Annotated in this window: 28 protein-coding genes; 13 read left to right on the forward strand and 15 right to left on the reverse strand. The window is 62.0% G+C overall.

Features of this window, described 5'->3' with window-relative positions:
* Positions 1-100: 100 nt before the first annotated feature.
* The 3 genes from ACPWR9_RS15180 to ACPWR9_RS15190 are packed head-to-tail and all read left to right on the forward strand — an operon-like array spanning position 101 to position 2,582.
* Positions 101-1,279, forward strand: a complete 1,179-nt coding sequence (locus ACPWR9_RS15180; protein WP_426298862.1) for an ABC transporter ATP-binding protein — start codon at positions 101-103, stop codon at positions 1,277-1,279.
* A gap of 23 nt (positions 1,280-1,302) precedes the next feature.
* Complete coding sequence (locus tag ACPWR9_RS15185; RefSeq protein WP_150678848.1) at positions 1,303-2,097, forward strand: thymidylate synthase; 795 nt, start codon at positions 1,303-1,305, stop codon at positions 2,095-2,097.
* Positions 2,094-2,582, forward strand: coding sequence for a dihydrofolate reductase (locus ACPWR9_RS15190; protein ID WP_426298864.1), 489 nt, complete (start codon positions 2,094-2,096; stop codon positions 2,580-2,582). Before ACPWR9_RS15185 ends, ACPWR9_RS15190 begins: the two co-directional genes overlap by 4 nt.
* A 37-nt stretch (positions 2,583-2,619) precedes the next feature.
* Here ACPWR9_RS15190 and ACPWR9_RS15195 read toward each other — a convergent pair whose 3' ends face one another.
* Positions 2,620-4,056, reverse strand: a complete 1,437-nt coding sequence (locus tag ACPWR9_RS15195; RefSeq protein ID WP_426298866.1) for a sensor domain-containing diguanylate cyclase — start codon at positions 4,054-4,056, stop codon at positions 2,620-2,622.
* Between the two features lie 522 nt (positions 4,057-4,578).
* On the opposite strand from ACPWR9_RS15195, the gene ACPWR9_RS15200 reads away from it, so the two are divergent.
* Positions 4,579-5,310, forward strand: coding sequence for a PAS domain-containing protein (locus tag ACPWR9_RS15200; RefSeq protein ID WP_426298868.1), 732 nt, complete (start codon positions 4,579-4,581; stop codon positions 5,308-5,310).
* A 104-nt stretch (positions 5,311-5,414) separates the two neighbouring features.
* Here the strand turns inward: ACPWR9_RS15200 and ACPWR9_RS15205 are convergent, their stop codons facing one another.
* The 6 genes from ACPWR9_RS15205 to pmbA all read right to left on the reverse strand — a co-directional run bounded on the left by ACPWR9_RS15205 (position 5,415) and on the right by pmbA (position 11,573).
* Positions 5,415-6,128: an ABC transporter ATP-binding protein gene (locus ACPWR9_RS15205; protein ID WP_426298870.1), complete on the reverse strand. Its 714-nt coding sequence runs from the start codon at positions 6,126-6,128 to the stop codon at positions 5,415-5,417.
* The gene (locus ACPWR9_RS15210) at positions 6,125-6,925 is read right to left on the reverse strand and encodes an ABC transporter ATP-binding protein (protein WP_426298872.1); all 801 of its coding nucleotides are present in this window, start codon (positions 6,923-6,925) and stop codon (positions 6,125-6,127) included. Before ACPWR9_RS15210 ends, ACPWR9_RS15205 begins: the two co-directional genes overlap by 4 nt.
* Before the next feature lie 18 nt (positions 6,926-6,943).
* Complete coding sequence (locus ACPWR9_RS15215; RefSeq protein WP_426298874.1) at positions 6,944-7,819, reverse strand: branched-chain amino acid ABC transporter permease; 876 nt, start codon at positions 7,817-7,819, stop codon at positions 6,944-6,946.
* A gap of 13 nt (positions 7,820-7,832) precedes the next feature.
* On the reverse strand, positions 7,833-8,714 hold the full coding sequence (locus tag ACPWR9_RS15220; RefSeq protein WP_150678854.1) for a branched-chain amino acid ABC transporter permease: 882 nt from the start codon (positions 8,712-8,714) through the stop codon (positions 7,833-7,835).
* 130 nt (positions 8,715-8,844) lie between these two features.
* Entirely contained in the window at positions 8,845-9,996 is a 1,152-nt protein-coding gene (locus tag ACPWR9_RS15225; RefSeq protein ID WP_426298876.1) for an ABC transporter substrate-binding protein, read from the reverse strand.
* A gap of 218 nt (positions 9,997-10,214) precedes the next feature.
* Positions 10,215-11,573 (reverse strand): metalloprotease PmbA, encoded by a 1,359-nt coding sequence (gene pmbA, locus ACPWR9_RS15230; RefSeq protein ID WP_426298878.1) that lies wholly within the window; start codon positions 11,571-11,573, stop codon positions 10,215-10,217.
* Positions 11,574-11,688: 115 nt separating this feature from the next.
* Between pmbA and yjgA the strand changes: the two genes are divergently transcribed.
* Both yjgA and mog read left to right on the forward strand, forming a co-directional pair.
* A complete protein-coding gene (yjgA, locus tag ACPWR9_RS15235) occupies positions 11,689-12,297 on the forward strand; it encodes a ribosome biogenesis factor YjgA (RefSeq protein WP_426298880.1) in 609 nt (202 codons plus the stop codon).
* The gene (mog, locus tag ACPWR9_RS15240; RefSeq protein ID WP_426298882.1) at positions 12,294-12,914 is read left to right on the forward strand and encodes a molybdopterin adenylyltransferase; all 621 of its coding nucleotides are present in this window, start codon (positions 12,294-12,296) and stop codon (positions 12,912-12,914) included. The genes yjgA and mog overlap by 4 nt, the downstream gene beginning before the upstream one ends.
* 122 nt (positions 12,915-13,036) lie before the next feature.
* Here the strand turns inward: mog and orn are convergent, their stop codons facing one another.
* The gene (gene orn / locus ACPWR9_RS15245) at positions 13,037-13,657 is read right to left on the reverse strand and encodes an oligoribonuclease (RefSeq protein ID WP_426298884.1); all 621 of its coding nucleotides are present in this window, start codon (positions 13,655-13,657) and stop codon (positions 13,037-13,039) included.
* A gap of 102 nt (positions 13,658-13,759) precedes the next feature.
* On the opposite strand from orn, the gene ACPWR9_RS15250 reads away from it, so the two are divergent.
* A complete protein-coding gene (locus ACPWR9_RS15250; protein ID WP_426298886.1) occupies positions 13,760-15,007 on the forward strand; it encodes a M48 family metallopeptidase in 1,248 nt (415 codons plus the stop codon).
* Positions 15,004-15,945: a ribosome small subunit-dependent GTPase A gene (gene rsgA / locus ACPWR9_RS15255; RefSeq protein ID WP_426298888.1), complete on the forward strand. Its 942-nt coding sequence runs from the start codon at positions 15,004-15,006 to the stop codon at positions 15,943-15,945. Before ACPWR9_RS15250 ends, rsgA begins: the two co-directional genes overlap by 4 nt.
* Positions 15,946-16,040: 95 nt before the next feature.
* Here rsgA and ACPWR9_RS15260 read toward each other — a convergent pair whose 3' ends face one another.
* From ACPWR9_RS15260 to rpsP, 6 genes are all read right to left on the reverse strand, one after another.
* The gene (locus ACPWR9_RS15260; protein ID WP_426299376.1) at positions 16,041-16,979 is read right to left on the reverse strand and encodes a CobD/CbiB family protein; all 939 of its coding nucleotides are present in this window, start codon (positions 16,977-16,979) and stop codon (positions 16,041-16,043) included.
* A 134-nt stretch (positions 16,980-17,113) separates the two neighbouring features.
* The gene (locus ACPWR9_RS15265; RefSeq protein ID WP_426298890.1) at positions 17,114-17,629 is read right to left on the reverse strand and encodes a CoA pyrophosphatase; all 516 of its coding nucleotides are present in this window, start codon (positions 17,627-17,629) and stop codon (positions 17,114-17,116) included.
* A gap of 382 nt (positions 17,630-18,011) precedes the next feature.
* Positions 18,012-18,398: a 50S ribosomal protein L19 gene (rplS, locus tag ACPWR9_RS15270; RefSeq protein WP_150678862.1), complete on the reverse strand. Its 387-nt coding sequence runs from the start codon at positions 18,396-18,398 to the stop codon at positions 18,012-18,014.
* Positions 18,399-18,499: 101 nt separating this feature from the next.
* A complete protein-coding gene (gene trmD, locus ACPWR9_RS15275) occupies positions 18,500-19,270 on the reverse strand; it encodes a tRNA (guanosine(37)-N1)-methyltransferase TrmD (RefSeq protein WP_426298892.1) in 771 nt (256 codons plus the stop codon).
* 61 nt (positions 19,271-19,331) lie between these two features.
* Positions 19,332-19,982: a ribosome maturation factor RimM gene (gene rimM / locus ACPWR9_RS15280; protein WP_426298894.1), complete on the reverse strand. Its 651-nt coding sequence runs from the start codon at positions 19,980-19,982 to the stop codon at positions 19,332-19,334.
* A 127-nt stretch (positions 19,983-20,109) separates the two neighbouring features.
* The gene (gene rpsP, locus ACPWR9_RS15285) at positions 20,110-20,361 is read right to left on the reverse strand and encodes a 30S ribosomal protein S16 (protein WP_058379480.1); all 252 of its coding nucleotides are present in this window, start codon (positions 20,359-20,361) and stop codon (positions 20,110-20,112) included.
* A 198-nt stretch (positions 20,362-20,559) separates the two neighbouring features.
* Here rpsP and ACPWR9_RS15290 point away from each other — a divergent pair, with 198 nt between their 5' ends.
* From ACPWR9_RS15290 to ACPWR9_RS15310, 5 genes are all read left to right on the forward strand, one after another.
* A complete protein-coding gene (locus tag ACPWR9_RS15290) occupies positions 20,560-21,765 on the forward strand; it encodes a PQQ-dependent sugar dehydrogenase (protein ID WP_426298896.1) in 1,206 nt (401 codons plus the stop codon).
* A gap of 194 nt (positions 21,766-21,959) precedes the next feature.
* Positions 21,960-22,772 (forward strand): DUF4377 domain-containing protein, encoded by an 813-nt coding sequence (locus tag ACPWR9_RS15295; protein ID WP_426298898.1) that lies wholly within the window; start codon positions 21,960-21,962, stop codon positions 22,770-22,772.
* A gap of 9 nt (positions 22,773-22,781) precedes the next feature.
* Positions 22,782-23,231: a hypothetical protein gene (locus ACPWR9_RS15300; RefSeq protein WP_426298900.1), complete on the forward strand. Its 450-nt coding sequence runs from the start codon at positions 22,782-22,784 to the stop codon at positions 23,229-23,231.
* Positions 23,232-23,306: 75 nt separating this feature from the next.
* Positions 23,307-24,239 carry a Rossmann-like and DUF2520 domain-containing protein gene (locus ACPWR9_RS15305; protein ID WP_426298902.1) on the forward strand — a complete coding sequence of 311 codons (933 nt, stop codon included), beginning with the start codon at positions 23,307-23,309 and terminating at the stop codon, positions 24,237-24,239.
* Between the two features lie 194 nt (positions 24,240-24,433).
* Complete coding sequence (locus tag ACPWR9_RS15310) at positions 24,434-25,615, forward strand: PA0069 family radical SAM protein (RefSeq protein ID WP_426298904.1); 1,182 nt, start codon at positions 24,434-24,436, stop codon at positions 25,613-25,615.
* Positions 25,616-25,634: 19 nt separating this feature from the next.
* On the opposite strand, the gene ACPWR9_RS15315 is transcribed toward ACPWR9_RS15310, so the two are convergent.
* The gene (locus ACPWR9_RS15315; protein ID WP_150678868.1) at positions 25,635-26,123 is read right to left on the reverse strand and encodes an Lrp/AsnC ligand binding domain-containing protein; all 489 of its coding nucleotides are present in this window, start codon (positions 26,121-26,123) and stop codon (positions 25,635-25,637) included.
* Positions 26,124-26,130 lie beyond the last annotated feature (7 nt).

The raw sequence follows: 26,130 nt of genomic DNA on the forward strand, positions 1-26,130 counted from the left end.
ACTTTTCCAGCCACTTCGGCACCGAGTGCCCCTGACAGCCCCTGACAACCCTAACCTCCCCTGAGCTCCCCCTCACCGCCCCGTTACCTTACCGCCCCCCATGTCCCTGCCCTACCTGCTGCTCGACCACATCACCGTCACGTACGACACCGCTGGCCACGCTCACACGGCGGTGCGCGATCTGTCGCTGTCGCTCGCGCGCGGCGAAATCGGCTGTCTGCTAGGGCCTTCGGGTTGCGGCAAGACGACGGTACTGCGCGCGGTGTGCGGCTTCGAGCCGTTGGGTGGCGGGCGCATCGTGCTCGATGGCCACGAGGTCGCCAACGCCCAAAGCAGCGAGCCGCCTGAACGGCGTCACGTCGGCGTGGTGTTTCAGGATTACGCGCTGTTTCCGCATCTGAACGTGGCGCAGAACATCGGCTTCGGGCTAGGGCGCATGCCGCGCAGCGAACGGAATTCGCGTGTGGAAGACCTCGCCGAGCGTGTCGGCTTGGCGGGCGCGCTGCGCAAGTATCCACATGAACTCTCCGGCGGGCAGCAGCAGCGCGTGGCGCTGGCGCGGGCACTCGCGCCGTCCCCCGCGCTGTTGCTGCTAGACGAGCCGTTCTCGAATCTGGATCTCGACCTACGTGAGCGCCTCGCGGTGGAAGTGCGCGAGATTATTCAGGCCAGCGGTGCGACCGCCATTCTTGTGACGCACGATCAACACGAAGCCTTCGCCATGGCCGACCGCATTGGCGTGATGCATGCCGGAGCGATTGCCCAATGGTCGCCCGCCCGCGAGTTGTGGCAGACGCCGGCGAACCGCGTCGTCGCCGATTTCATCGGCCGGGGTGCGTTGGTGCCGGGGACGTTCCGGGTGAATGCTGCCGTGAGCGGTGGTGGCGGTGGTGACGATGAGCGCATTGGCGGTGGGGCGAATCACGGCGGCAACATCGCCCTCGAGCTCGGGGAAATCTCGGCGTCGCCCGCGCTGGCCGCCCAACTGCTGCGCGCGGCTTCGGGCGAAATGCCCTTTGGTGTCGACGTGTTGCTACGTGCCGACGACATCACGCACGATCCAGCCAGCCCGTTTGAAGCCACACTGGTGCGGCGGGCGTTTCGGGGCAGCGATCAGCTCTACACGCTGCGGCTTGCGTCAGGCCACGAGATCATTGCTCGCGTCGACGGCGAATTGACGCATGAAACGGGCGAGCGCGTGGGCCTGCGGCTGACGGTTCGGCATCCGGTCGCCTTTGCGGCGGGCACTTCTCGGACGCCGTCACCCGGAGGCTGGTAAAATCCGCCAAAACGGATGGACTTATGAAACAGTACCTCGACTTCATGCGCCATGTGCTCGACCATGGCACCGAAAAGACCGACCGCACCGGCACGGGCACGCGCTCGGTCTTCGGTTATCAGATGCGCTTCGACCTGCAAGCGGGTTTTCCGCTCGTCACGACCAAGAAGGTGCACACCAAGTCCATCGTGCACGAACTGCTGTGGTTCCTTCAGGGCAGCACGAACGTGCGCTACCTTCAGGAAAACGGCGTGTCGATCTGGAACGAATGGGCCGATGCGGACGGCGAACTCGGCCCGGTGTACGGTGCCCAATGGCGCTCGTGGCCCACGCCCGACGGCAGCCATATCGACCAGATTTCCCAGCTCGTCGACCAGATTCGCAAGAACCCCGACTCCCGCCGCCTGATCGTCTCGGCCTGGAACGTGAGCGAGATTCCGCGCATGGCGCTGCCGCCCTGCCACGCGTTCTTCCAGTTCTACGTGGCCGACGGCAAGCTCTCGTGCCAGTTGTATCAGCGCAGCGCCGATATCTTCCTCGGCGTGCCGTTCAACATCGCGAGCTACGCGTTGCTCACGCACATGATGGCGCAGCAAACCGGGCTGGAAGTCGGCGACTTCATCTGGACCGGCGGCGACTGCCATCTGTACAACAACCACCTCGAACAAGTGCAAACGCAGCTCGCGCGCGAGCCGTTCCCGCTGCCGAAGCTCGAAATCTCGCGCAAGCCGGACTCCATCTTCGATTACCGCTACGAGGATTTCCATATCGTCGGGTACGAAGCGCATCCGCATATCAAGGCTCCCGTCGCCGTATGACCCTGTTGACACTCGTGGTTGCCCGCGCCGAGAACGGCGTCATCGGGCGTGACAATCAATTGCCGTGGCGTTTGCCCGAAGACCTCGCGCATTTCAAACGCACCACGCTCGGCAAGCCGGTCGTGATGGGCCGCAAGACGTACGATTCGATCGGCCGTCCGCTGCCCGGGCGCCGAAACATCGTGGTCTCGCGCAATGCCGAGTTGAAAATCGAAGGCTGTGAAGTGGCGGGGTCGTTGATCGACGCCATGCGGTTGTGCGTCGGCGTCGAAGAGATTTGTCTGATTGGCGGTGCACAGTTGTATGCGGAAGCGTTGCCGAGCGCAGACAAGGTGATCGTCACGGAAATCGCGAAGGCTTTCGAAGGCGACGCTCACTTCCCGTCATTGCCTGCCGCGCAGTGGCGCGAAGCCGCTCGCGAAACGCACCACTCGCCTGCACCGAACGACTTCGATTACGCGTTCGTGACTTACGAGCGCATCTGATCCTGCCTAGTGTTTGGCATCAGTTTCGCTTCAGCCATCACGCGCTAAGATTGCCGCGCGGCGCGTCGATGGCTTCGCTCGGTTTCCCCGCATACCCATCGATCCGAACCGCGACATGAATGCGGTCACGCCCGAGGCGCTTGGCCGCGTAGAGCGCTTCATCGGCTAGCGCGATCAGCCGCTCTGGCGTGTCGCTGGCGTCCCCCGCCGCTGGCACGTGCGTCGCGCATCCGACACTCACCGTCACGTAGCCCATCGGGCCCGGCCCCGGCCGCGCCAGCGCCCGCACGCTTTCCGTGACGCGCGTCGCCACAAACTGCGCACCTTTCACTTCGGTGTCAGGCAACACGATCACGAATTCCTCACCACCGTAGCGCGCCACCAGATCGGTTGGCCGATGTGTGGCGCGCATCAATGCCACCGCCACGTTCTCCAGACACTCGTCGCCGATAGGATGACCGTACAGATCGTTGTATTTCTTGAAGTGATCGACGTCGACCATCAGCAACGACAATGGCCGCGCCGTGCGGCGAGCCAGTTCGAAATCGTGGGGAAAGCGCTCGTTGAAATAGCGCCGGTTGAAGATGCCCGTCAGCGCGTCGCGATTGCTGTACTCGATCAGCCGCAGGTGCGCACGCGTGAGCTCGCGATAGAGCCGTGTGACCTCCCAAACCAGCACACACACGAGCAGCCCCGGTGCCGACATGCTGAACAAACGCGCCAGATACCAGCCGAGCGAGAACCGCACTGTGCTCATCAGACTGAGCAGCGTGTCGGTGACACAAGCGAGCACGGCCAGTGCCACCCAGACATCGAGCGCGGTACGCAGCCGACCGAGTGACAGCACGCCACCGAGCGCGACGAGATTGAGCAGTAACAAGACAACCGCGGCACCGCTATCGGAGAAGTCACCCGGCGCGGTTGCCGGAGCCAGCGCGGGCGGCAATGGCACGGCGAGCGCCGTCAGGCAAAGCAGCGCGGCAACGATGAGCGGCAGGCCGACAAACATCCACGTCGCCCTGCCCGGCGGCGGCAACTGCGTGACCGACTGCGGTGTGAACAGGCGCCGCGCGATCATCGCGACGAGTACCAAAATCGGGAAACCCGCGTGCCAGAAGACCCAGATCCAGCCAGAGGTGCTCGGGCGTGCGCCGAACAAGCCTTCTGGCGAAAACAGCCCCGGAAAGGTCAGCAGTTGCATGGCAACCGTGAGCGCGGCAAAGGCATAGGCACCGGCCAGCAGGCCGTAGACCGGTAACCGGCTGACTTGAAACTGGCCGACCAGAAGAAACGCGACGATGGTCGCTGTGGTGAAGACGGTCAGGCCGCACATCGGCAGAAAAGGGGCGACCGGCGGCAAGGGCGACGTCGCCTGCGGTGCCGCCAGCACGAGTGCACAGAGTATGAGGAGCGCCAGGCAGCCAGCGAACGCTAGTTGCGTCCGCGACGCGCGCTCCATCAGGAAGCCGTCCATGAGAGTCCCTTCCGCCCTTGCATGCGTCGTTTGCGAATCGGCTGGGATTGGCCGCCGCAACACGTGTTCGAGAGATCCCGTCTCGCCGGGCAAGACCGAATCTACGCAGCATGCACCAATTCCGGTTGGCTGCCAATTGGTCAAGCTTACGGGCGGTTAGGCGGCGTGGTGTGGGAGCGGGACTGCATCTCGTGGCTCCCTGCGCATGACCACGGTAATGCGAGAAGTGAGCTCCCGCGGTTCACCGCACCCGTTACGGACGATGTGATGAACCAACAATACGTAGCAAATACGGTGCGCGAATCTCGCATAGGATGCGGCACAGGCAAGTGCTGTAGTTGAGGAAGCATCCGAAATGATGAGTCTCCGGCCCTCACGAAACGCCATTGGGCCGTCAAGTCTGTCGGTGGTTTAGGCGGGATTGAGTCGCGACCGCTAGCGAACCGCAGCGGTGCGACGGCGGGAAAAGCGGTTCAATCGAACACCGCTAGAACACCCGCCGCCATTTCGGAGGACGATGACATGCCAGTGGAAATACCCGCCGAACTTCGACAATTCTTCGACGACACCCCCGGCTGCTGGGGATGCAAAGACGAGAACTCTTCGTTCCTGTACGCCAACGCGGCGTATGGCAGGCTCATCGGCCTTGACTCGCATCTTGATGCCGTGGGGCGGACGGACTTCGACATGCCCGGTAAAACGGTCGAGTGCGCCGCGCAATTTCAAGCGCAAGATCGTGAGGTCGTTCGCACCCGCAGCGCACTACGTATCTTCGACTGGCATCCGTATCGAGACGGAAACTGGCAAGCCCACATCTTTACCAAGAGTCCATTGGTGAGCGCCGGAGGCGACGTCGTCGGCACGATATTTCACGGCGAGGATCTGTCTCAATTCCCCGACTGTCCCCGGCTGGGAGCCCTCTTATCTCGCAGACACGGCGATCGAAATCGTGGTCGTCTCGACCAACAAGCGAGCTATCTCGTCGACACGTGCAATGCCACTGCACCGACAATAAGCCCTCGGTTACGTGAAGTTTTGTTTTTTACCGTACGAGGATGGAGCGCAAAAATGATCGCCCAAGTGCTTGGGCTGTCGTCGAGAACCGTAGAAGCCCATATCGAAGCGCTGCGGCAGGCATTCAATGTCAAGCATCGATCGCAATTAATCGAAGCCGCCATCGCTGCCGGTCAGTTCAACGTGATTCCCGCTTCGCTATTTAATCGTCAGCTATCGCTCATCCTGAGCGCAGCTTAGGAAAAGTGTCACGCACCCACCGTGCCGCACAAAACAAAACGGCACTGACCGATGACCGGGTCAGTGCCGTTTCGCTGTTACCGGCTTAGCCTGAGGTTCTGGCCTCAACCGCCCAGATACGCCTCCAACACGCGCGGGTTGTTGAGCAGATTCCGGCCGGTGTCGTCGAGCACGACCTTGCCGGTCTCGAGCACGTAGCCGTGTTGCGCGATCTTCAGTGCCTGACGCACGTTCTGCTCCACGAGGAAGATCGTCAGCCCATCGGCATTGATCTCCTTGAGCGTGTTGAAAATGCCCTGCACGATGATCGGCGCCAAGCCCATCGACGGCTCGTCGAGCAACAGCAAACGCGGACGCGCCATCAACGCTCGGCCGATCGCCAACATCTGCTGCTCGCCGCCCGACAAGTTACCGGCCATCTGCTCAAGACGTTCGGACAGTCGCGGGAATCGCTCCAGCACGCGGTCGAGGTCCGCCTTGATGTTCTGGCGGTCGCGACGCGTGTACGCCCCGAGTTCGAGGTTCTCGCGCACCGACATCGTCGTGAGCGTGGCACGCCCTTCCGCCACCTGCACCAGCCCGCGTTGCACGATCTTGTTCGGCGCGAGACCGCCAATGTCCTCGCCTTCGAACAGAATCGTGCCCGACTGCTTCTTGATAAGCCCGGACAGCGCCAGCAAGGTCGTCGACTTGCCCGCCCCGTTGGCGCCCACGAGCGACGTAATCTCGTGCTCGCGCAACGCGAAATCGACACCCTTCACGGCCTCGATATGCCCATAGGCCACTTTCAGGCCCTTCACTTCGAGCAATGCGCTCATACCTTGTCCTCCCCGCTGGCCGCCAGCGCGGCGATATCCTCATCGTCATCGCGGCCCAGATAGGCCTCGATCACCTGCGGGTTGTTCTTGATTTCGTCCGGGTTGCCTTCGGCGATGATCCGGCCGAAGTTCAGCACAGCAATGCGCTCGCACAGGCCCATCACGAAGCGCATGTCGTGTTCGATCATGAAGATCGTGTAACCGCGCGCTTTGATGTTCTCGATCTCGCTCATGAGATCGACCTTCTCACCCGTGTTCATGCCTGCCACCGGCTCGTCGAGGAGCAACAACTTCGGCTCCGTCGCCAGTGCCCGCGCGAGTTCGAGCTTGCGCTGATCGCCGTACGATAAGTTGTCGGCAATGTCGTACGCCTTGTGATCGAGCTTCACCCACGAGAGCAACTCGTGCGCACGTTCACGCGAGCGCTTCTCCATGTCGCGAAAGCCCGGCAGCGAGAGCAACAACCCGGCCGGCCCGTACGTCAAATGGCGATGCATCCCCACCACCACGTTCTCGATCAGCGTCATCTCCTTGAAGATGCGAATGTTCTGGAACGTGCGGGCGATGCCGCGCTGCGTGATCTTGTGCGGCTTCTCGCCCACCAGACTCTTGCCGTCGAACGTGATACTGCCGCCCGTGGGCGCCAGCAGGCCGGTGATCAGGTTGAACACCGTCGTCTTACCGGCGCCGTTCGGGCCGATCAGCCCGAAGATGGTGCCCTGCGGCACCTCGATATTGACGTCCTGCAACACGTGCAGACCGCCGAATCGCTTGGAAATATTAGTCAGCTTGAGCATGTCGTGTCCCCTGTCCGGTTACGTGGAAGAGGCCGAACGCGTCTTGCCGGAGCGGAACCACCGGCGAAAACGTGCGGGGTCCCAGATGCCCTTGGGCAGGAACAACACGATGAGCACCAGAATCAGGCCGTTGACCACCAGACGGAAATCGTTGAACGCGCGCAGCATTTCCGGCAACAGCGTCAGAATCGTGCTGCCGAGCACCGGGCCCACCAGACCGTTGATGCCGCCAAGAATCGCCATCGTCAGGATCTCGACGCCGCGGTCGAAGCCGTACTCGTTCGGGCCGATGAAGAACGTCAGATGTGCATTAAGCGCGCCAGCCAGACCGGCCAGCACCGCGCCCAGCACGAACGCCAGCATCTTGTAACCGGTGACGTTGATACCCATGAGGCCCGCCGCCGTCTCGTCTTCCTTGATGGCTTCGAACGCACGGCCGATCTTGGAACGACGCAGGCGCCACAGCACGGCCAGCGTAATCACCACGGCGCCCGCCACATGCCACCACTGCGTGAGTTGCGGAATGCCGTTCAGGCCCAGTGCGCCACCGGTGAGGTCTTCGGTGTTCAGGATCAGCACACGCACGACTTCACCGAAGCCCAGCGTAGCCATTGCCAGATACACGCCCGACAGACGCAGCGTCGGCTTGCCGATGATGAACGCGACGAGCGCCGGTGCCGCCATGCCGCCGGCGAGCGACACCGCAAACGGCATCTCGTAGTTCATCGTCAGCAAAGCTGCCGTGTAAGCGCCAATGCCCATGAATGCGGCGTTGGCCATCGCGAGCATGCCGCACGAAAGCGTGAGGTAAATCGACAGCGCCAGCAGCGCATTGGTGCCCAACGTCAGCACCAAATTGCTGTACACCGCCCAGAAATTATTGAACCAGTCCATTGCGCCCCCGTAATTACGCTTTGCGTTCGAGCACTTTGCCGAACAACCCCTGCGGACGCACCAGCAGGATCAGGAACAACAAGCCGAACGCCACGGCGTCGCGCATGTTCGAGCCGATGTAGGCCACCGACATCACTTCAGCGAAGCCCAGGAACAGCCCGCCGATCATCGCGCCACGAATGTCGCCCATGCCGCCCAGAATGATGACCGCGATGCCCTTATGCAGCATCGGCTGGCCCATCAGCGGGAACACGGCGTTCGAGTACAAACCGATCAACACACCCGCCATCCCGCCGAGCCCGGCGGCAGCGAACGACGTGGCCAGAAACAAGCCTTCGACGTTGATGCCCAGCAGGTAAGCAGCCTTCGGCGACTCGGCGATCGCGCGCAATGCGCGGCCCAATTGCGTCTTCTTGATGGTGGCGATAAGCAGCGCCATCAGGGCGAACGACACGAAGATGATCACCAGCTCCAGCACGGTCATGTGCACGCCGGCCACCGTGAGGGTGTCCTGCGGGACCAACTCGTACGGGAAGCGCAGGTTCTCTGCCCCGAAAATGCCCTGAATACCGTTGTTGAGCAGAATGCCCACGCCGATCGTGGCGATCATCGGAATCAGGTGAGGCGCACCGCGTTTGCGCAACGGTTTGAGCACCAGCACGTCGATGAGCAGGCCGAGCAAACCGCTGACGATCACTGCCGTGATGATGGCCGCCCACAGCGGCAGATGCAGACGTGCGACAGCCTGAAGGGCGGCGTATGCGCCGACCATGAAGACCGCGCCGTGCGAGAGATTGATGACGCCGAGAATGCCGAACACGAGTGTGAACCCGAGCGCGAACAAGGCGTACACGCACCCGAGGGAGAGCGCGTTGACGAGTTGCTGTTCCAGCATGGTGTGTATTCCAGCCTGAGGGACGAAGACGCGTGCCGTGAGGGGGCGCGGCATGCGCCAGAAACGCCGATGGGCGTAGCGCCTTTCGGCCCTACGCCCATGCGGACTTCTTCAAGTACTGCCGGGCTGCTTACTTCTCGATGACGTACTTGCCACCCTTCGTCACGCTGACGATAGGCGCTTGCTTGGCGTCATAGCCGGCCGGCTTGCCGTTCTTGCCCATGGCCTGACGGAACGCGAAAGCGCCGGTCGCACCATCATGCGTCACGCTCGGCAGCGCATCGCGCAGTGCCTTACGGTCGGCGTCCAGATTGCCCGAGATCTTCACGTTCTTGAGCGCGCCAGCGGCGATGTACATCGCGTCGTAGGCTTGCGCAGCGAACTGATCCGGCGACACCGAGTACTTCGCCTTGTAAGCGGCGATGAACTTGGTGTTGGCCGGCGTGTTGTTCTCGATCGACCACGGGCTACCCACCCACAGGCCATCCGAGCTGCCCTTGGCCAGATCGAACACCTTGACCGAGTTCATGCCGTTGCCGCCGATGAACGGCACGTTAATACCCAGTTGACGGGCTTGCACCATGATCGGCGCGCCTTCGGCGATCAGTGCCGACAGCACGATAGCGTCCGGGTTGCTCGCCTTGATCTTCGTGAGCTGAGCCTTGAAGTCCACGTCGCCCTTGGCAAACGTTTCGGTCGTCGTGACCGGAATCTTCAGGTCTTCCAGCGCCTTCTTGAAGTTGTCGTAGCCGCTCTTGGTGAACACGTCGTCGTTGCCGTAAAGCACCGCGACCTTCTTGATGCCCGTGTGCTTGGCCGCGACCTTGATGGTCTCCGGCAGCACGTCGGCTTCGGTCACCGAGTTACGGAAGATGTAGTCACCGATCGACGTGATGCCGTCAGCCGTATTCGACGTGCCGAAAGCCACCGTCTTGCCAGCTTGTGCGATCGGATCGGCAGCTTGTGCCGAGTTCGACAGCGTGGGGCCGAACACCATCAGCACCTTGTCCTGGAAGATCAACTTCTTGAAAACGTTGATCGCTTCTTCCTTCTTGCCCTGCTCGTCTTCGACTTGCAGCACAAGCTTGTTGCCGTTCACGCCGCCAGCGGCATTGATCTCGTCAGCCGCGAGCTGGAAACCGTTCTTGATGGCTGCGCCATACTGCGCAGCGCCGCCCGACAGCGCCTCGGCCACGCCGATTTTCAGATCGGCTGCGTGGGCCGCAGCCACCATCCCCGTGGCGACGAGTGCGGCCAGCAACTTGGTCATGGTGCTTTTCATGAGTGCTCTTCCTCCAATACCTAGTCTCTAGTTATGAGAAGGCGCGCCTTGTGAGCGCGCCCATTACCCTAACTACCGTATCCGTTCTTAAACCGTGGTTTAAGAAAACCCCTAAGGATAACGCAAACTATCGCGAACGGGCATGGCAATTGGGCTTTTGCCCCGCTCTGGCGCATAAATGCAACGCGTTTGTGGCGCCAGAATGAGATTTCGCAGCATCAATGACCAGCAATGGTCATTTGTTCAATCAGGATTGACCCGACCTCTTTGGTGCCGCGCACGAGCGTGTCGGCACCGATGGCGACGATCTGGTGGAACATGTCGTTCAGGTTGCCGGCCAGCGTGATTTCCTCGACCGGATACTGAATTTCGCCATTTTCGACCCAGAACCCCGACGCGCCGCGCGAGTAATCGCCGGTCACGTAATTCACGCCCTGCCCCATCAACTCGGTGACGAGAAGACCTGTGCCGAGCTTACGGAGCATGACGCGGAAATCGTCGGTCGGCGCGGTGAGCTTGCTGTACATGCGCAGGTTATGCGAGCCGCCGGCGTTACCCGTCGTCTGCATGCCGAGCTTGCGGGCCGAGTACGTCGAGAGGAAGTAGCCCTGCACCACGCCATCGGTGACCACGTCGCGGGCACGGGTCTTCACGCCTTCTTCGTCGTAAGGTGCGCTGCCCATGGCACGCGGCACATGCGGATCTTCGTGAATGCCCACGTGGTCGGCAAATACGGGCTTGCCCAGCGTATCCACGAGGAACGTGGCCTTGCGATACAACGCACCGCCGCTCACGCCCTGCACAAACGCACCCAGCAAACCGGCGGCGAGCGGTGCTTCGAACAGCACCGCGCATTTGCGCGTCGAGAGCTTGCGAGCGTGCAGGCGGGCCAGAGCACGCTCTGCGGCATAGCGTCCCACGGCTTCCGGCGATGCCAGGTCTTCCGCGGCGCGCTTGGACGTGTACCAGTCGTCGCGCTGCATATGGCTGCCCGAGCCAGCGATCGGCGAAACCGACAGGTAGTGGCGCGAATACGGATAACCGGACAGGAAGCCGCGCGTCGTGCCGAGCATGAACTGCGAATGCTGGGCCGAAACGCTTGCACCTTCGGAGTTCTTGATCAGCGGGCTGACGTCGAGCGCGCTCTTTTCGGCTCGACGCGCGAGCTCGACCGCGTCGTCGGCCGTGATGCGCCACGGGTGGAACAGCGACAGGTCTTGCGGGTTCGTCTCAAGCAGTTCCGTCTCGGCGAGGCCGGCGCAGTCGTCCTCGGCAGTGAAGCGGGCGATGTTGAAAGCGGCGTCGACGGTATCGTGCAGGGCTTTGCGCGAGAAATCCGACGTGCTGGCGTTGCCACGGCGCTGACCGATGAACACCGAGACGCCGACAAGTTTGTCGCGGTTACGCTCGATGGTCTCGACCTTGCCGCGCCGCACCGAGACCGACAGGCCGTCGCCCTCGGAGATTTCGGCAGCCGCGTCGGTAGCGCCGAGCGAACGGGCGTATTGCAGTACGTCGCTGACGATTTCCTTGAGTTGGTCCTGGGTATGCGTGAAATGCTGGGTCGCTTGGGACATCGGCGCGATTGGGTCAGTGGCTAAATAGGAACCGCCATCTTAGCGCGACTTGCGCGCCGTCGTATGCGGTGGCTGCAACTATTTGGACGGCGTGCGCCGCGTTACAATAGCGCCCATGACGCAAATTCCCCGCAATAACCACACCGCCGAACCCGAGTCTCTCTACGATGGCCCGAGTAAATCCCAGCGCAAGCGCGAGTCGCACGCGTTGCAGGATCTAGGCGCTGAACTGGTCAACCTGTCCAAGGACGCGCTGGCGCGTGTCCCCATGTCCGAAAAACTCGATCAAGCCGTGCGCGACTGCCGCAAGATCACCGCGCACGAAGGCCGCCGCCGCCAAATGCAGTACGTCGGCAAGGTCATGCGCTCGCTCGACGAGTCGGAAGTCGAGGCGATTCAACGCGCCCTCGACGTGATCAAAGGGGTCTCGAAGGCCGAAACCGCCAAGCTGCACGCCCTGGAGCGCTGGCGCGACCGCCTGATCGCCAAGGACGAGGCCTTGACGGAACTGCTCGCGCAGCACCCCGAAGTCGACGGCCAGCATCTTCGCACCCTCATTCGTAATGCGCGCCGCGAGCAAGCCGCCCAGAAGCCGCCCAAGGCATTCCGTGAGCTGTTTCAGGCGCTCAAGGATCTGCTGGGCACCGGCTCGACAAACGACGAAAAGTCGGACGATGCCGAAGACGATCTGCCGGAATTCCCGGTGCGTGAGGACGATCGATGATCGCGCGTGCGCATCCGGACGAATTGCGCGTCGGGCTCGTCTCAATTAGCGACCGTGCCAGCCAGGGCACCTATGAAGATCAGGGCATCCCGGCGTTGCAGGCTTGGCTCGGCAGCGCTCTGACATCCCCGTGGGTCGCGGAAACTCGCCTGATTCCCGACGATGCGCAAGGCATCACCGCCACGTTGATCGAACTCGTCGACACGATGCAGTGCGATCTGGTGCTCACCACTGGGGGTACCGGCCCGGCACGGCGCGATGTGACGCCCGAAGCCACATTGCAGGCCGGCACGAAGGAAATGCCGGGGTTCGGCGAGCAGATGCGCCAGATCAGCCTGCGCTTTGTGCCGACCGCGATTCTGTCGCGTCAAGTTGCCGTGATTCGTGAAACGCCAGCCCACGCCGCGCTGATCATCAATCTGCCGGGGCAACCGAAGTCGATCAAAGAAACGCTAGAAGGACTGCGCGATGCCGACGGCAAGTCGGTCGTGCCAGGCATTTTTGCCGCAGTGCCCTACTGCATCGACCTGATCGGCGGGCCGTATATCGAAACCGACGACGCGGTATGCAAGGCGTTCCGCCCGAAATCGGCGATTCGTGCGCCGAAGCCCGCGTGAGATAAGACTCACGGGCCATACGGCAATGCGCGAGCGTTGTTCGCCGCTTCGTAACCTCCAATGAAAAACGCCAGCATTTTGCTGGCGTTTTCGTTTGGCTGACTGGCTTTGCCCTGTCAGATTCAGGCGGCGTCGCTGCCCGGCACCGTCGTTTTCAGGAAGTGCTCACGGTAGTACACGAGTTCGTCGATCGATTCGTGAATGTCGGCCAGCGCCGTATGCGCAGCGCGCTTGCTGAAGCCCTTGTAGACCGTCGGCTCCCAGCGGCGGCACAACTCCTTGAGCGTGCTGACGTCGAGATTGCGGTAATGGAAGAAGGCTTCCAGCTTGGGCATGTAACGCGCCATGAAGCGGCGGTCCTGACAAATCGAGTTGCCGCACATCGGCGACTTGTTGGGCGGGACGTACTGCGACAGGAACTCGATCAGTTGCGTCTCGGCCGACGCTTCGTCGACCGTCGATGCCTTCACGCGATCGATCAGCCCGGAGCGACCGTGGGTGCCCTTGTTCCAGTCGTCCATGCCGTCGAGCACGGCATCGGACTGATGGATCGCGAAAACCGGACCTTCGATGCGACGCGTCAGGGCCGAATCGGTCACGACAACGGCAACTTCGATGATTCGGTCGCTATCGGGCTGCAAACCGGTCATTTCCATATCGAGCCAGACCAGATTGAACTCGGCACGCGCGAGCGTCGTTTCGCCTTCGGCAGATGCGGAATTTTGGGATGGAATGGCAGACATGATCGGAAGACTCTGTAAAACGCGTCGGTAGGCGACCGGTAAGGCGCCTGGCCGGTCGAAAGAACTTATAATTCTCGCATACTTCAGATTCCTCTTAGGCGCATGTTCACTTATCTCTTCGTGATCTTCCTGCTGGCCATGGTCATGACCAAGCTGTGGCTGGCGGCCCGCCAGATCCGCCACGTGGTCGCCCATCGTGCGGCTGTCCCCGAGCGTTTCGCCGGCACGATCACGCTGACCGATCACCAGCGCGCGGCCGACTACACAGTGGCTCGCACCCGGCTCGGCATGGCCGAAATCTTCGCGCAGGCGGTACTGCTCGTCGCCCTCACCCTGCTGGGCGGCCTGAATCTCCTGCACATCGGCATCAGCGAATGGCTTGGCGAAGGCTATCTCGCCCAGATCGCGCTGATCGGCGCCGTGCTGCTCATCTCCGGGCTCGTCGATCTGCCGTTCACGTACGTGCGGCAGTTCGTGATCGAGCAACGGTTCGGGTTCAATCGCATGTCGATCGGGCTGTTCATCGTCGACTTGATTAAAGGCACCGCCGTGGGGATCGTGCTCGGCCTGCCGCTGCTGTTTGTCGTCCTGTGGCTCATGGAGCGCGCCGGGCCGTTGTGGTGGCTCTACACGTGGGTGGTGTGGGTGGCTTTCAATTTGTTCGTGCAATTCATCTTCCCGCACGTCATCGCACCGATGTTCAACAAGTTCGAGCCGCTCGCCGATGCCTCGCTGGCTCAGCGCATCGAAGGACTGATGCAGCGCTGCGGCTTCGCTGCACGCGGCCTGTTCGTCATGGATGGCTCGAAGCGCTCGGCCCACGGCAACGCCTATTTCAGCGGATTTGGGCGCGCGAAGCGCATCGTCTTCTTCGACACGCTGATCGAGCGCCTGTCGCCGGAAGAAATCGAAGCGGTCCTTGCCCATGAGCTGGGGCATTTCAAGCGCCGCCATATCACCAAGCGTCTCGCGGTCGCGTTCGCACTTTCGCTCGCGTTCCTGGCCCTGCTGGGCTGGCTTGCGGGCCGTACCTGGTTCTACACGGAGCTCGGCGTGCTCCCGTCGATGACGGGCAGCAACAATGCACTGGCGCTGGTGCTGTTCTTCCTGGTGCTGCCGGTCTTTGGTTTCTTCGCCAGCCCGCTGAGCAGCCTCACATCGCGCAAGCACGAGTTCGAAGCTGATGCCTTTGCCGCCAGCCAAACGCAGGCGAGCGACCTCGTGAATGCGCTGGTGAAGCTGTATCAGGACAATGCGTCGACGCTTACACCCGACCCTGTCTACACCGCGTTCTACTACTCGCACCCGCCCGCCTCGCAGCGCATCGACCGACTGCTGGGGCACGCATGAAGCGCGGTTCAAAAGTGAAGGCGGCACCGGTCGCCACGCCAGCAGAAGCACGTCGTCTCGGTCGAGTTGCCGCGGCGCATGGGCGGCACTACGTGGTGGAAGCCGACGACGGCGAAACCGTACTGTGCTTCCCACGAGGCAAGAAAAGCGAGATTGCCGTGGGCGACGAAGTTGCCTGGGCACGTACGGGCGATCAGGGCGTGATCGAGGAGATCCTGCCGCGCCGTAACCTGCTGTATCGGTCGGACCAGTTCAAGAGCAAGCTGTTCGCGTCGAACATCGATCAGTTGGTGATCATGCTCGGGACCGAACCGTACTTCAGTGAAGATTTGCTGGGCCGGGCGCTCGTCGCGGCCGAGGCGAATGACCTGCACCCAATCGTCGTGCTCAACAAGACGGACGTCGTCGCTGCCCTGCCGGCCGCGCGAGAACGTCTGGCGCCGTATCGGGCGTTGGGCTACGAAGTGTTGGAACTGTCGGTGCGCGCCGATCCGGAAGCGGCAAAGGCCATGCTGCTGCCGCGACTGGCCCATAAGGCGTCGCTTCTACTCGGGCAGTCGGGAATGGGGAAATCGAGTCTCGTGAACCTGCTCGTGCCCGATGCAGACGCCGCGACGCGTGAGATCTCCACCGTGTTGAACTCCGGCAAGCACACGACGACGTTCACTCGCATCTTCCATCTGCCCGAGGGTGGCTTGTTGATCGACTCACCGGGGTTCCAGGAATTCGGCCTGCACCACCTCAAGGAAGGCGTGCTGGAGCGTGCATTCCCCGAATTCCGTCCGCTACTCACCGGTTGCCGGTTCTACAACTGTCACCACCTGAAAGAGCCGGGTTGCGCCATTCTCGAGGCCGTGGCCGACGGACGAATCTCCGAGCAACGCCATGCGCTCTACGCGCAACTGGTGCACGAATCGGAGCAGGAAATTCCATACTGATCCGGGATCGAACATACCGATTCGAGAGGCCTGTAGCGCTTGAACCAATGAAAAACCCCGCTTCCGCGGGGTTTTTCGTATCGTTCGACCGGGCATCAACCGAGCCAGACGGCCAGTGTCAGCAACAAGAGCAGCAGCATCCAGAGCAACACCGCACGCCACACCAGGCCCACTGCTGCCTGAAGCGTGCGCGGCGTGCACTCACCGCCCACCGGCAGCACAGCATCGTCACCTTGATTGAGCGCATCGACGCTCGAGACTTCCGCCAACGGCCCGGTCAGTCGTGCGCCCAAAGCGCCGCTACCGGCGGCCAACAAGATGCCTTCGTTTTCATTCGGCCACTGTTTGGCGTAGTGGCGCCAAGCGTAGATCGCGTCTTCGAAATTGCCCACGATCGCGAAGCCGACGGCCGTCATGCGAGCAGGCAGCCAGTCGATGACATAGAACGCTTTGCGTGCAAACGAACCGAATGCCGGGCTGCGATCAGGCGCAGGCTCCGTCCATCGACGCGACAGATATTCCGCAAGACGATAAAGCACGGCACCCGCTGGACCGATGGGAATCAAGAACCAGAAGAAAACGCCGAATACGTGACGATGTGAAGCGATCACGGCGTGCAACAGCGTGTGTCGCACGATCTCGTCGACCGGCATGTCGACCGTGTCGATACCGATCCACTGACGGAGAATCTCACGCGCTTCGTTGACGTTGTCGTTGTTGAGCGCAACGTGAATGTCGGTGAAGTAATGGCTGAACTGCCGGAATCCCATCGTCAGATAGACGATCAACACGTTCCACGCAAAGCCCAGCAAGATATTTACCCGCATGAGGAGGTAATAGACCACCCCGACCGCCAATACGAACGGCACGACGACGACCAGCCATGCCAGCACGCCATGCCGCGGCTGCCCCGCATCGAACGACTGGGAAGTGTGGGTCGCGTGGGAGCGGATGAGGTTGTAGATCGGGTTTTGCGTGGAGAGCGCACGCACCTGCTCGAGGATCAGCGCGAGGAGTACCGAAAAGAATGTCATGCGTGCGATCGGGTCACCGGACGGAATGATGTAACGATAGCACAGCTTCTCGCGAATGCCCGTGCCATGCGCCTTCGCGACGCGTGCAATGCCGATTTCGCGCACACAAATTGCGCGACCTTGGGGCGAGCGCGTCAGGCCCGCAACAGTTGGTAGAAGTTGCGCAGCATGCCGGCCGTCGCCCCCCAGATGAAATACTCTCCACCGGCCGGTCTCGGATACGGCATTGCGTAAAAGCGGCGCTCGCCGACCTGATAGTTGAACACCCGAATCTGGTGATGCGCCGGGTTCATCAAAAAGTCGAGCGGGACTTCGAAGATCTCGTCGACTTCACCTGCATCGGCGACGAGTTCGACGGGCGGCCTAACCAGCCCCACCACCGGGGCGACTCGGAAACCCGTGCCGGTTACATAGTCCGGCAGGCGACCAATGACTTCGACCGCACCGGAGTCGAGCCCAATCTCTTCACGCGATTCGCGCAATGCGGTCGCGATCGGCGTCGGATCGTCGGGCTCGCGACTTCCACCGGGGAAACTCACCTGCCCTGCGTGCGTGCTGAGATGTTGTGTGCGCTGCGTGAGCAGCACCGTCGTGCCGTGCGGGCGCATCACCAGCGGGACGAGAACGGCAGCCGCGCGAGGGGTGAACAACGGGGGAGAGACTACTTCTATGGCCCCCGCGTCTGGCGTCCAAATCGGTGGGCGAGCGAGACGATCGCGGAGTGCCATGGGGGTCAGCCGTTCCGCCGGCACCGCGGGCTCACCCTCGCCCGTCGAGACGATGGGTAACGCTTCGGGATGCAGGATCAGAGGTGGCGCCACGTAGGCCTTTGCACGAAGGATAACTTTGCTATTTTACCGGGGAAGCGTCGACCTCGTATGCGGGAAGAAAAACCCACTTCACACGGCAATTCAAACGATGGTCGTTTGATACAACACCGGCCCATACGAAAAAAGCACCCCGAGGGGTGCTTTTTCCATGCGGCTTTTGCTATGCCCGGCCACGAGGTCGCCAGGCATGGCAGCGTCCGACTTACTCGGCAGCGACGGTCTTGCTCTTGTACGTGAGCTTTTCCTTGATACGTGCCGACTTGCCCGAACGCTCACGCAGGTAGTACAGCTTGGCGCGACGAACGTCACCACGACGCTTGACTTCGATGCTGGCGATCAGCGGCGAGTACGTCTGGAACGTACGCTCAACGCCTTCACCCGACGAAATCTTGCGCACGATGAACGCCGAGTTCAGGCCACGGTTACGCTTGGCGATCACGACGCCTTCGTAAGCCTGCACACGCTTGCGGGTACCTTCAACCACGTTCACGTTAACGATCACGGTGTCGCCCGGGGCGAATTCGGGGATCGTCTTGCTCGTGGTCAAACGCGCGATTTCTTCTTGCTCGATCTGTGCGATCAGATTCATTGACTACTCCTTGTGCCATCGTATCGGCGTTCTACCGGCATGCCGGCCCCGACAGAGGATGGGTTCAAACCGAATGCCGCCCCCATGGCGACACCCGTTGCCTACTTCGCCGACGAATCGGCGGCTAGGCTTGCCAACCATGCCTCATCGGCACGGCTGAGCAATCCGTTGGCACGCGCGCTCACGATCATGTCGGGGCGTTTGCGCCAGGTATTGGTCAACGCCTCGCGGCGCCGCCACTTTTCAATCTCGGCGTGGTGCCCGCCCAACAGCACGTCGGGCACGCGCACACCTTCGTATTCTTCCGGCCGCGTGTAATGCGGGCAGTCGAGCAAACCATTCACAAAGCTGTCTTGCTCGGCCGACTGCGAATCGTTCAGCACACCCGGCAGTAGCCGAATCAGCGAATCCATGAGTGCCATCGCGGGCAATTCGCCGCCTGACAACACAAAATCGCCAACGCTGACTTCCTCGTCCACGACACGATCGACCAGACGCTGATCGATAGCCTCGTAACGCCCACACAGCAGAATCAGGCCCTGCTCCTGCTCGCGCAATTCGGTCACCCGGCGATGGGTCAGCGGCTTGCCTTGCGGCGACATCAACAACACACGTCCACGCGCTACACCAGCTTGCGCTTGCGCAGCTTTCGCCGCAGCGATCGCATCTTCGAGCGGCTTGGCGAGCATGACCATGCCCGGCCCACCGCCATACGGGCGATCGTCGATCGTACGGTAGTTGTTGTGCGTGAAATCACGAGGATTCCAAAACCGCAGGTCGTAACGCGACTGCTTGAGTGCCCGGCTGGTTACGCCCCAGTCGGTCAGTGCCCGAAACATCTCGGGAAATAGCGTGACGACGTCAAACTGCATCAGGCCGGTTCCGTCCAGAGGTGCCCGGGCCATTTCTGCCGCGGGCGGTCATTCGGTCATCTCAGTAATCGAGACCCCAATCAGCCACAATGCGCCCCGCCTCGGTATCGACGGTCTGCACATACTGGCCAACGAAGGGAATCAGGCGCTCGGCGGTCTTCGCCGGTTTGCCATCAGCCGCCGGCACTTCGTAGGCCACTCGCAACACGGTATGCACCCCGTTGTCGAGCAAACCGACGACCTTGCCGAGCGATTCGTCCTGGAGATTCGTTACCTGAGCGCCGATGAGGTCGACCCAGTAAAACTCGTCTTCGTCAGCCGTTGGAAACGCACTACGCGGCACCCAAACTTGCAACCCTTTGAGCGCTTCGGCGGCCGTGCGACTGTCGCTACCACGCAATTGCGCGACGACGGTGCCGGAGTGTCCCCGGCTTTGCAGCACTTTCGCCTTGGTGAAAGTCGAGTCGCCGGGGCGCTGAAGATACCAGCTATCGGCAGACAGCAAACCACCACCGTCGCCCCCGTGCGGTTGCACCTTGATCCAGCCGCGAATGCCGTACGCGTCACCGATATAGCCGAGTTCGACGAGATCGTCGGGCACTTCGGTGACAGGCGCGAGCACCTGCGCCGCGCTCGTGCCAGCGGCACCTCGCGCGTCAGCACCGATTTTCAGCGGTACCCGCGCACGTGCGGGTCGAGCGTTACGAACCATGCCAATCCAACGTTGAGACGAACACACGGCGCTGCCTGCTCCAGATCACTCCGGAACAGGCAGCGCCGTTCAATTCTTATGCCATCGGAAACCCGACAGCAATGCGTACTGCTTGATCAGCAAAAGCTTAGGCAGCAGCCTTCGGAGCTTGCTTGATCAGGCGAGCCACGGTCGGCGACAGTTGTGCGCCAACGCCTTGCCAGTAGGTCAGACGGTCTTGAGCGATACGCAGACCTTCCGTGCCTTCAGCGGCGACCGGGTTGTAGAAGCCAATACGCTCGATAAAGCGGCCATCGCGGCGATTGCGCGAATCGGTAGCAACGATGTTGTAGAACGGGCGCTTCTTCGCGCCGCCGCGAGCCAGGCGGATAACGACCATAATAAATCCTTGAATCCAGAAGTGTTCGGACAGAAAACGCGTGATTATAGCGCAAAAACCTCGTCAAAACAAACACATCCCGTGAAGCCGTCGAGATCGCGCTGCGGCCCGCCCCCATTGCCCCGGGCGCACGACACCGCCGAAGCGCCCCGCCGCTGGTCTACAATGCTCGCATCCTGTGCGAGAAGCGAGTCCGGCATGCGACGATTTTCCGATGGATGGCAGCACGCGCTGTGGCGAACGCGGCCAGCAAGGCCCGCCCCGGCGCACTTCCGATTCAGCCCGCTCGCACGGCGCTTGCTCTACCTGCTGACCAGCCTCCTGGCACTCGCCCCCAGCTTCACCCAGGCGCGCGACGCGTTGCCTATCGAGCGACTCGTGCTCCCCCCGGGCTTCTACGTCGAAGTCCTCTCCGATCAAGTCCCCGGTGCGCGCGGCATGGTCCTCGGCCCCAAGGGCACGCTGTTTGTCGGCAGCCGCGGCGAAGGGAACGTCTACGCGATCACCCTTGATCCCTCGCGGGCCTACGCGGCAAAAGTGCGAACCGTGGCGTCGGGTCTGAATATGCCCGTCGGCGTCGCCATGCGCGACGGCGCCCTATATATATCAGCGGTGTCTCGCATTCTGCGGCTCGACAATATCGAAGACCGGCTCGACAACCCCGGCCAGCCGGCCGTCGTCTACGCCAAACTCCCGACGGAGACCCACCATGGCTGGCGCTACATTGCGTTCGGCCCGGATCAGCGCCTCTATGTCGGTGTCGGTGCGCCCTGCAACGTGTGCAAGCGCGACGAAAACCGGTACGCCATGATCGGCAGCATGAAGCCGGACGGCAGCGACTGGCGCACCGTCGCGCGCGGTGTACGCAACACCGTCGGCTTCGATTGGCAGCCGGGCACGAATACGTTGTGGTTTACCGACAACGGCCGCGACATGATGGGCGATGACGTGCCTGACGACAAACTCAACCGACTCACGCGCACGGGCGAACACTTCGGTTTCCCTTACTGTCATGCAGGCAACGTCCCCGACCCCGAGTTCGGCCGCGAAAAATCCTGCACCGCGTTCACACCACCGATGGCCAAGCTCGGCGCTCACGTGGCCGCACTCGGCATGCACTTCTATACAGGCAAGCAATTCCCGGAGGAATATCGCGGCAACATCTTCATTGCCGAGCACGGCTCTTGGAATCGATCGCGCAAAGTCGGATATCGCGTCGTCCGGGTCGTACTTGACGCTAAGAACAGCGTAGTCAAACAAGAAGTCTTCGCACAGGGCTGGCTCGGCGCCGACGAATCCGTCTGGGGCCGCCCCGTCGATCTGCTGACGCTACCCGACGGTTCGCTACTTATCAGTGACGACTATGCCGGCGCCATCTACCGCATTACGTATCGCAAACCGTAAGGACTCGCGATGACGACTCGAACACCCCCGTCCCGCACGCTCACAGCCCGCCAGTTGCCAGGGAAGGAACTGACTCGGCTTCCTATCGGTCAACATCCCACGGTATTCACGGCACCGCCCGGGCGTATTACTACCTGCCCCGCGTGACATTTCCGCCGTCCCTGCCCTCTCCCTCACTCCGCTGACACAAGATCATGACCCAACGCCTACCCTCCTCGTTTGCCTCGTATCTCGCGATGTTGCTCGTGCCCGCCGCGCTGCTCGCCGGTTGTGCGGCGCCGTCCGGCGGCGGCGCCAACCCTTCGGCGGCCACCGATAGCAACGCACCGGCTGCCGCGACCACACCGGCCGATATCCTCGGCACCTGGCAGTTGGTCCGCTGGGAAGGCGCCGGCGATATTCCGAGCCTGCCCGAAGGACGTGTGGTCAATCTGACGTTCAACGACAAGGGGGCCTTCTCCGGCACCGGTGGCTGCAACCGAATTTTCGGCCAGTACACGGTCGGTCCGGCGAACGGACAAGTTAGCCTGCAAGCCCCGGCGTCCACGCGCATGGCGTGCCCCGACTCGATGGCGTTCGAAGATCGTTATCTCAAGACGCTGCCGCGCGTGTCGCGCTTCGAGCGCCGTGACACGCAACTGATTCTGACCGCACCGGGCGGCGAGACGCTGACGTATGCCTCGCAGACTTTGCTCAATCGTCCAATTGCCGGCGGCAGCGGCACGACTGCAACGAGCAAAACGGAAGATCGTGTGCTCGATGTCGACTCGCAAATGGCCGATTGTGTGGGCGTCGGTCCTCGCAAGTGCCTGCGCGTGCGTAACGCTGACGATTCGGGCAAAGCCCCGTGGGAGCTCTGGTACGCGCACATCGATGGCTTCGACTGGAAGCCCGGCGTAGAATACCGCGTGAAAATTCACGGCGAGCCTGTCGACAACCCGCCCGCCGACGCTTCGAGCATGCGGTGGACGCTGGTCGAAGTTATTCGTCAAACGCCCACCCGATAATCGTCCCTGATGAGCGCTCTCACCCACAAATCCAAGACTCTGACCGCCGGCCTGGCGATGCTGTTCGGTACACTCGGCCTGCATCGCTTCTATCTTTACGGTTTGCGCGACCCGTTCGGGTGGGCACACATCGTGGGCTCGGCCTGCGGCGTCGCCGGTTGGGGGCTGTTGGTGACGAGCGAACTCAGTTCTACGTCGGGCTGGGTGCTGACGATTCTGGGCGCGATTTCGCTGTTCTCGGCGTTTCTCGCCGCCATCGTCTATGGCCTTCGCCCTGACGAGCGTTGGGACCAGCAGTTCAATCCGGGAGCCACGAATCGTTCGCGCTCGGGCTGGACTGCCGTGATTATCGTGAGCGTGTCGCTCTTCGTCGGCGCCATGCTCATGATGGTCGGCTTCGCCGTCGCGTTTCAGACTTACTTCGAAACGCACGACACGCCGAATCGCCTGTCGCAGTAACGACATCCTTCTCGGCGCGATTGCACTGTGAATTGCGCCGAGAACCCCGCTGTCAGTGCCACCCCGAGCCTCGCCGTGAACCCTCCTCTCCCAAACGATCGACGTCCGACGCTGGGCTTTATCGGCGCGGGGCGTGTCGCCACGGCGTTGTCGGTTGCGGCAACGCGCGCCGGATACCGCGTCACCGCCGTCGCTAGCCGTAAGCGCCAAACCGCCCAAACCCTCGCCGCTCAAGTCCCTCAGTGCAACGCCATTGCCGCGACGGAAGCCAGTGATGCGAACGCCGTTTTCGACCACGCCGACCTGGTCTTCCTGACCGTGCCCGACGATGCGCTTGCGGCATGTGCGGAACATCTTTCGCCTTCGGCGTCCCAAGCACTGGTGCATTGCAGCGGCGCATCGGAAGTCGAGCTGCTTCGACCGGCGACTAAACATGGCGCGCAAATCGGCGGCTTCCATCCGCTGTTCCTCTTTGCTGGCCTCACCGACGACGCCACTCGCATGGCCGGCAGCGCCATCACCATCGAAGCGGAGCCTACGCTGGCGCTGACGCTGCGCACGCTGACCAGCGCCATTGGCTGCCGCCCGCTGGAAATACCGGCTGGCGAGCGCATGCGATATCACGCCGGTGCCAATTACGCGGCGAGCTTTCTGCTTTGTGCGCTGGAAGAAGCGACTGAACTTTGGCGCGCTATCGGCATGCCCGAGAGCGATGCCAAAGAAGCCATGTGGCCGCTGGTCATGGGCACGCTCAATGCCGCACGCGAGCGCGGACTCGCGGGTGCGCTCGCGGGGCCGGTATCGCGTGGCGACGCCGGTATCGTCACCCGTCACACCGAAGCCCTCGCGAATATGGGCGGCAATCATGCCACCTTGTACGCGCTGCTGACGCTGCGAGCGATCCGCCTCGCCCGGCAACGCCCGAACGCCGACGATGCGGCGCTCGACGCTATCGCCCGCGCTATCGCCCCTTACGTGCCACCGGTAGCTCCCAACGACACGCCGTAACCGCTGCAAGAGATTCATCCAGTCACAGCACACCCGCATCCAAACACCCCAAGCCCCCAATAACGCTCCACCGCACCCACTGCCGGTCATCTTTGCGTCTCCGTCAAATACTGTATAAAAACACAGTATAATGACAAGCATTCCCCGTGGATGTCCCTCAACGGGTATCCGGACTGCAAGCAAGGAGACCAGCCATGGCTTCGTCATTCGCGCCGCCCCCGTCCCGTCGTGGCCGAGGCGCCGTTGCCAACCTGGAGTCACGCTTTTCCGAGTTTCGCCGCGAAGTCGACGAAACCCGTCACGAATCGGACATCGCCCACGAAACAGAGGTCAAGTTCGTTACGCAAGTGGCGTTGGAAACGGCGCGCACGATCATCTCGCGGAACACCTCGTCCGACATCCCGTTCGACCGCTCCATCAATCCGTATCGCGGCTGCGAGCACGGCTGCACTTACTGCTTCGCGCGCCCGACCCACGCCTATCTCGGGCTCTCGCCGGGGCTCGACTTCGAAACCCGTCTGTATGCCAAGACCAACGCCGCCGAACGGCTTGATGCCGAACTGCGCAAACGGGGTTACCAGCCCGCGCTGCTAGCCTTGGGTGCGAACACCGATCCCTATCAGCCGATCGAGCGTGAGTATGGAATTACGCGCAGCGTGCTTGAAGTGCTTGAACGGTTCGGGCACCCGGTAGGCATTACGACAAAATCGGCGCTGGTGACGCGCGATATCGACATCCTGTCGCGCATGGCACAGCGTGGGCTCGCGCGCGTATTCATTTCAGTGGGAACGCTCGACGCGGAAATCGCCCGCAAGATGGAGCCCCGCGCCAACACACCGCCCAAGCGCATCGAAGCCATTCACAAGCTTACGCAGGCGGGCATTCCTACGGGGGTGATCGTCGCGCCGATTGTGCCAGCGCTGACCGATTTCGATATCGAACGAGTATTGACGACGGCGGCACAGGCCGGTGCCACATATGCGTCTTATACGATGCTGCGCTTGCCGCGCGAAGTGCACGACGTCTTCGTCGAATGGCTGGAAATGCATTACCCGATGCGCGCCCGACACGTGATGAGCCTGATCGAGCAGGTTCGCGACGGCAAACACAACAGCGCCGAGTTCGGCACGAGAATGCGCGGGACCGGGCTGCATGCCGAACTTATCCGGCAGCGTTTTTTGCTGGCGGCCCGCAAACTGGGGCTCAATCAGGCCCGCCCGCCGCTTCGCAACGACCATTTCAGGGTGCCCGATCGCCCGGAAACGCCGCAGGGCTCCCCCGGTGGCTCGCACCAACAAAACCGAGCACGGCAGACCGGGGCGGGCGCAGTCGACAGCACAACTGGCAAAGTCGATCCACAGATGCCACTTTTTTAAGCAGATCGCGCCCTCAGTCTCACTCTTCGACGTAGACCGTCAGCGTCTCTTTGATTTCTTCCATCACGACGTAACTCTTGGACTGCACGGCGCCCGGCAGTTGCAACAGGATGTCGCCCAGCAGCTTCCGGTACTCGGACATCTCGCGGATACGCGCCTTGATGAGATAGTCGAAGTCGCCCGAGATGAGATGGCACTCCATCACCTCGGGAATTCGCAGCACCTCGCGGCGGAACTGATCGAACATGTTCCCCGACTTGTGGTCGAGCGTGATCTCCACGAACACGAGGAGTGCCGCGCCCAGCGCCGCCGGATTCACACGCGCGAAGTAGCCCATGATCACCCCGTCGCGCTCCATGCGTTTCACGCGTTCAATACACGGCGTGATCGACAGCCCGACCTGCTCCGACAGGTCTTTCATCGACATTCGGCCGTCTTGCTGAAGCAACGTGAGGATGCGCCGGTCGAGCCGATCCAGCGTCCGAATCGATTGCTGCTGCACTCTCATGATTTTT

This window comes from Pandoraea pneumonica (assembly GCF_049918595.1).
Lineage (GTDB): Bacteria > Pseudomonadota > Gammaproteobacteria > Burkholderiales > Burkholderiaceae > Pandoraea > Pandoraea pneumonica_A.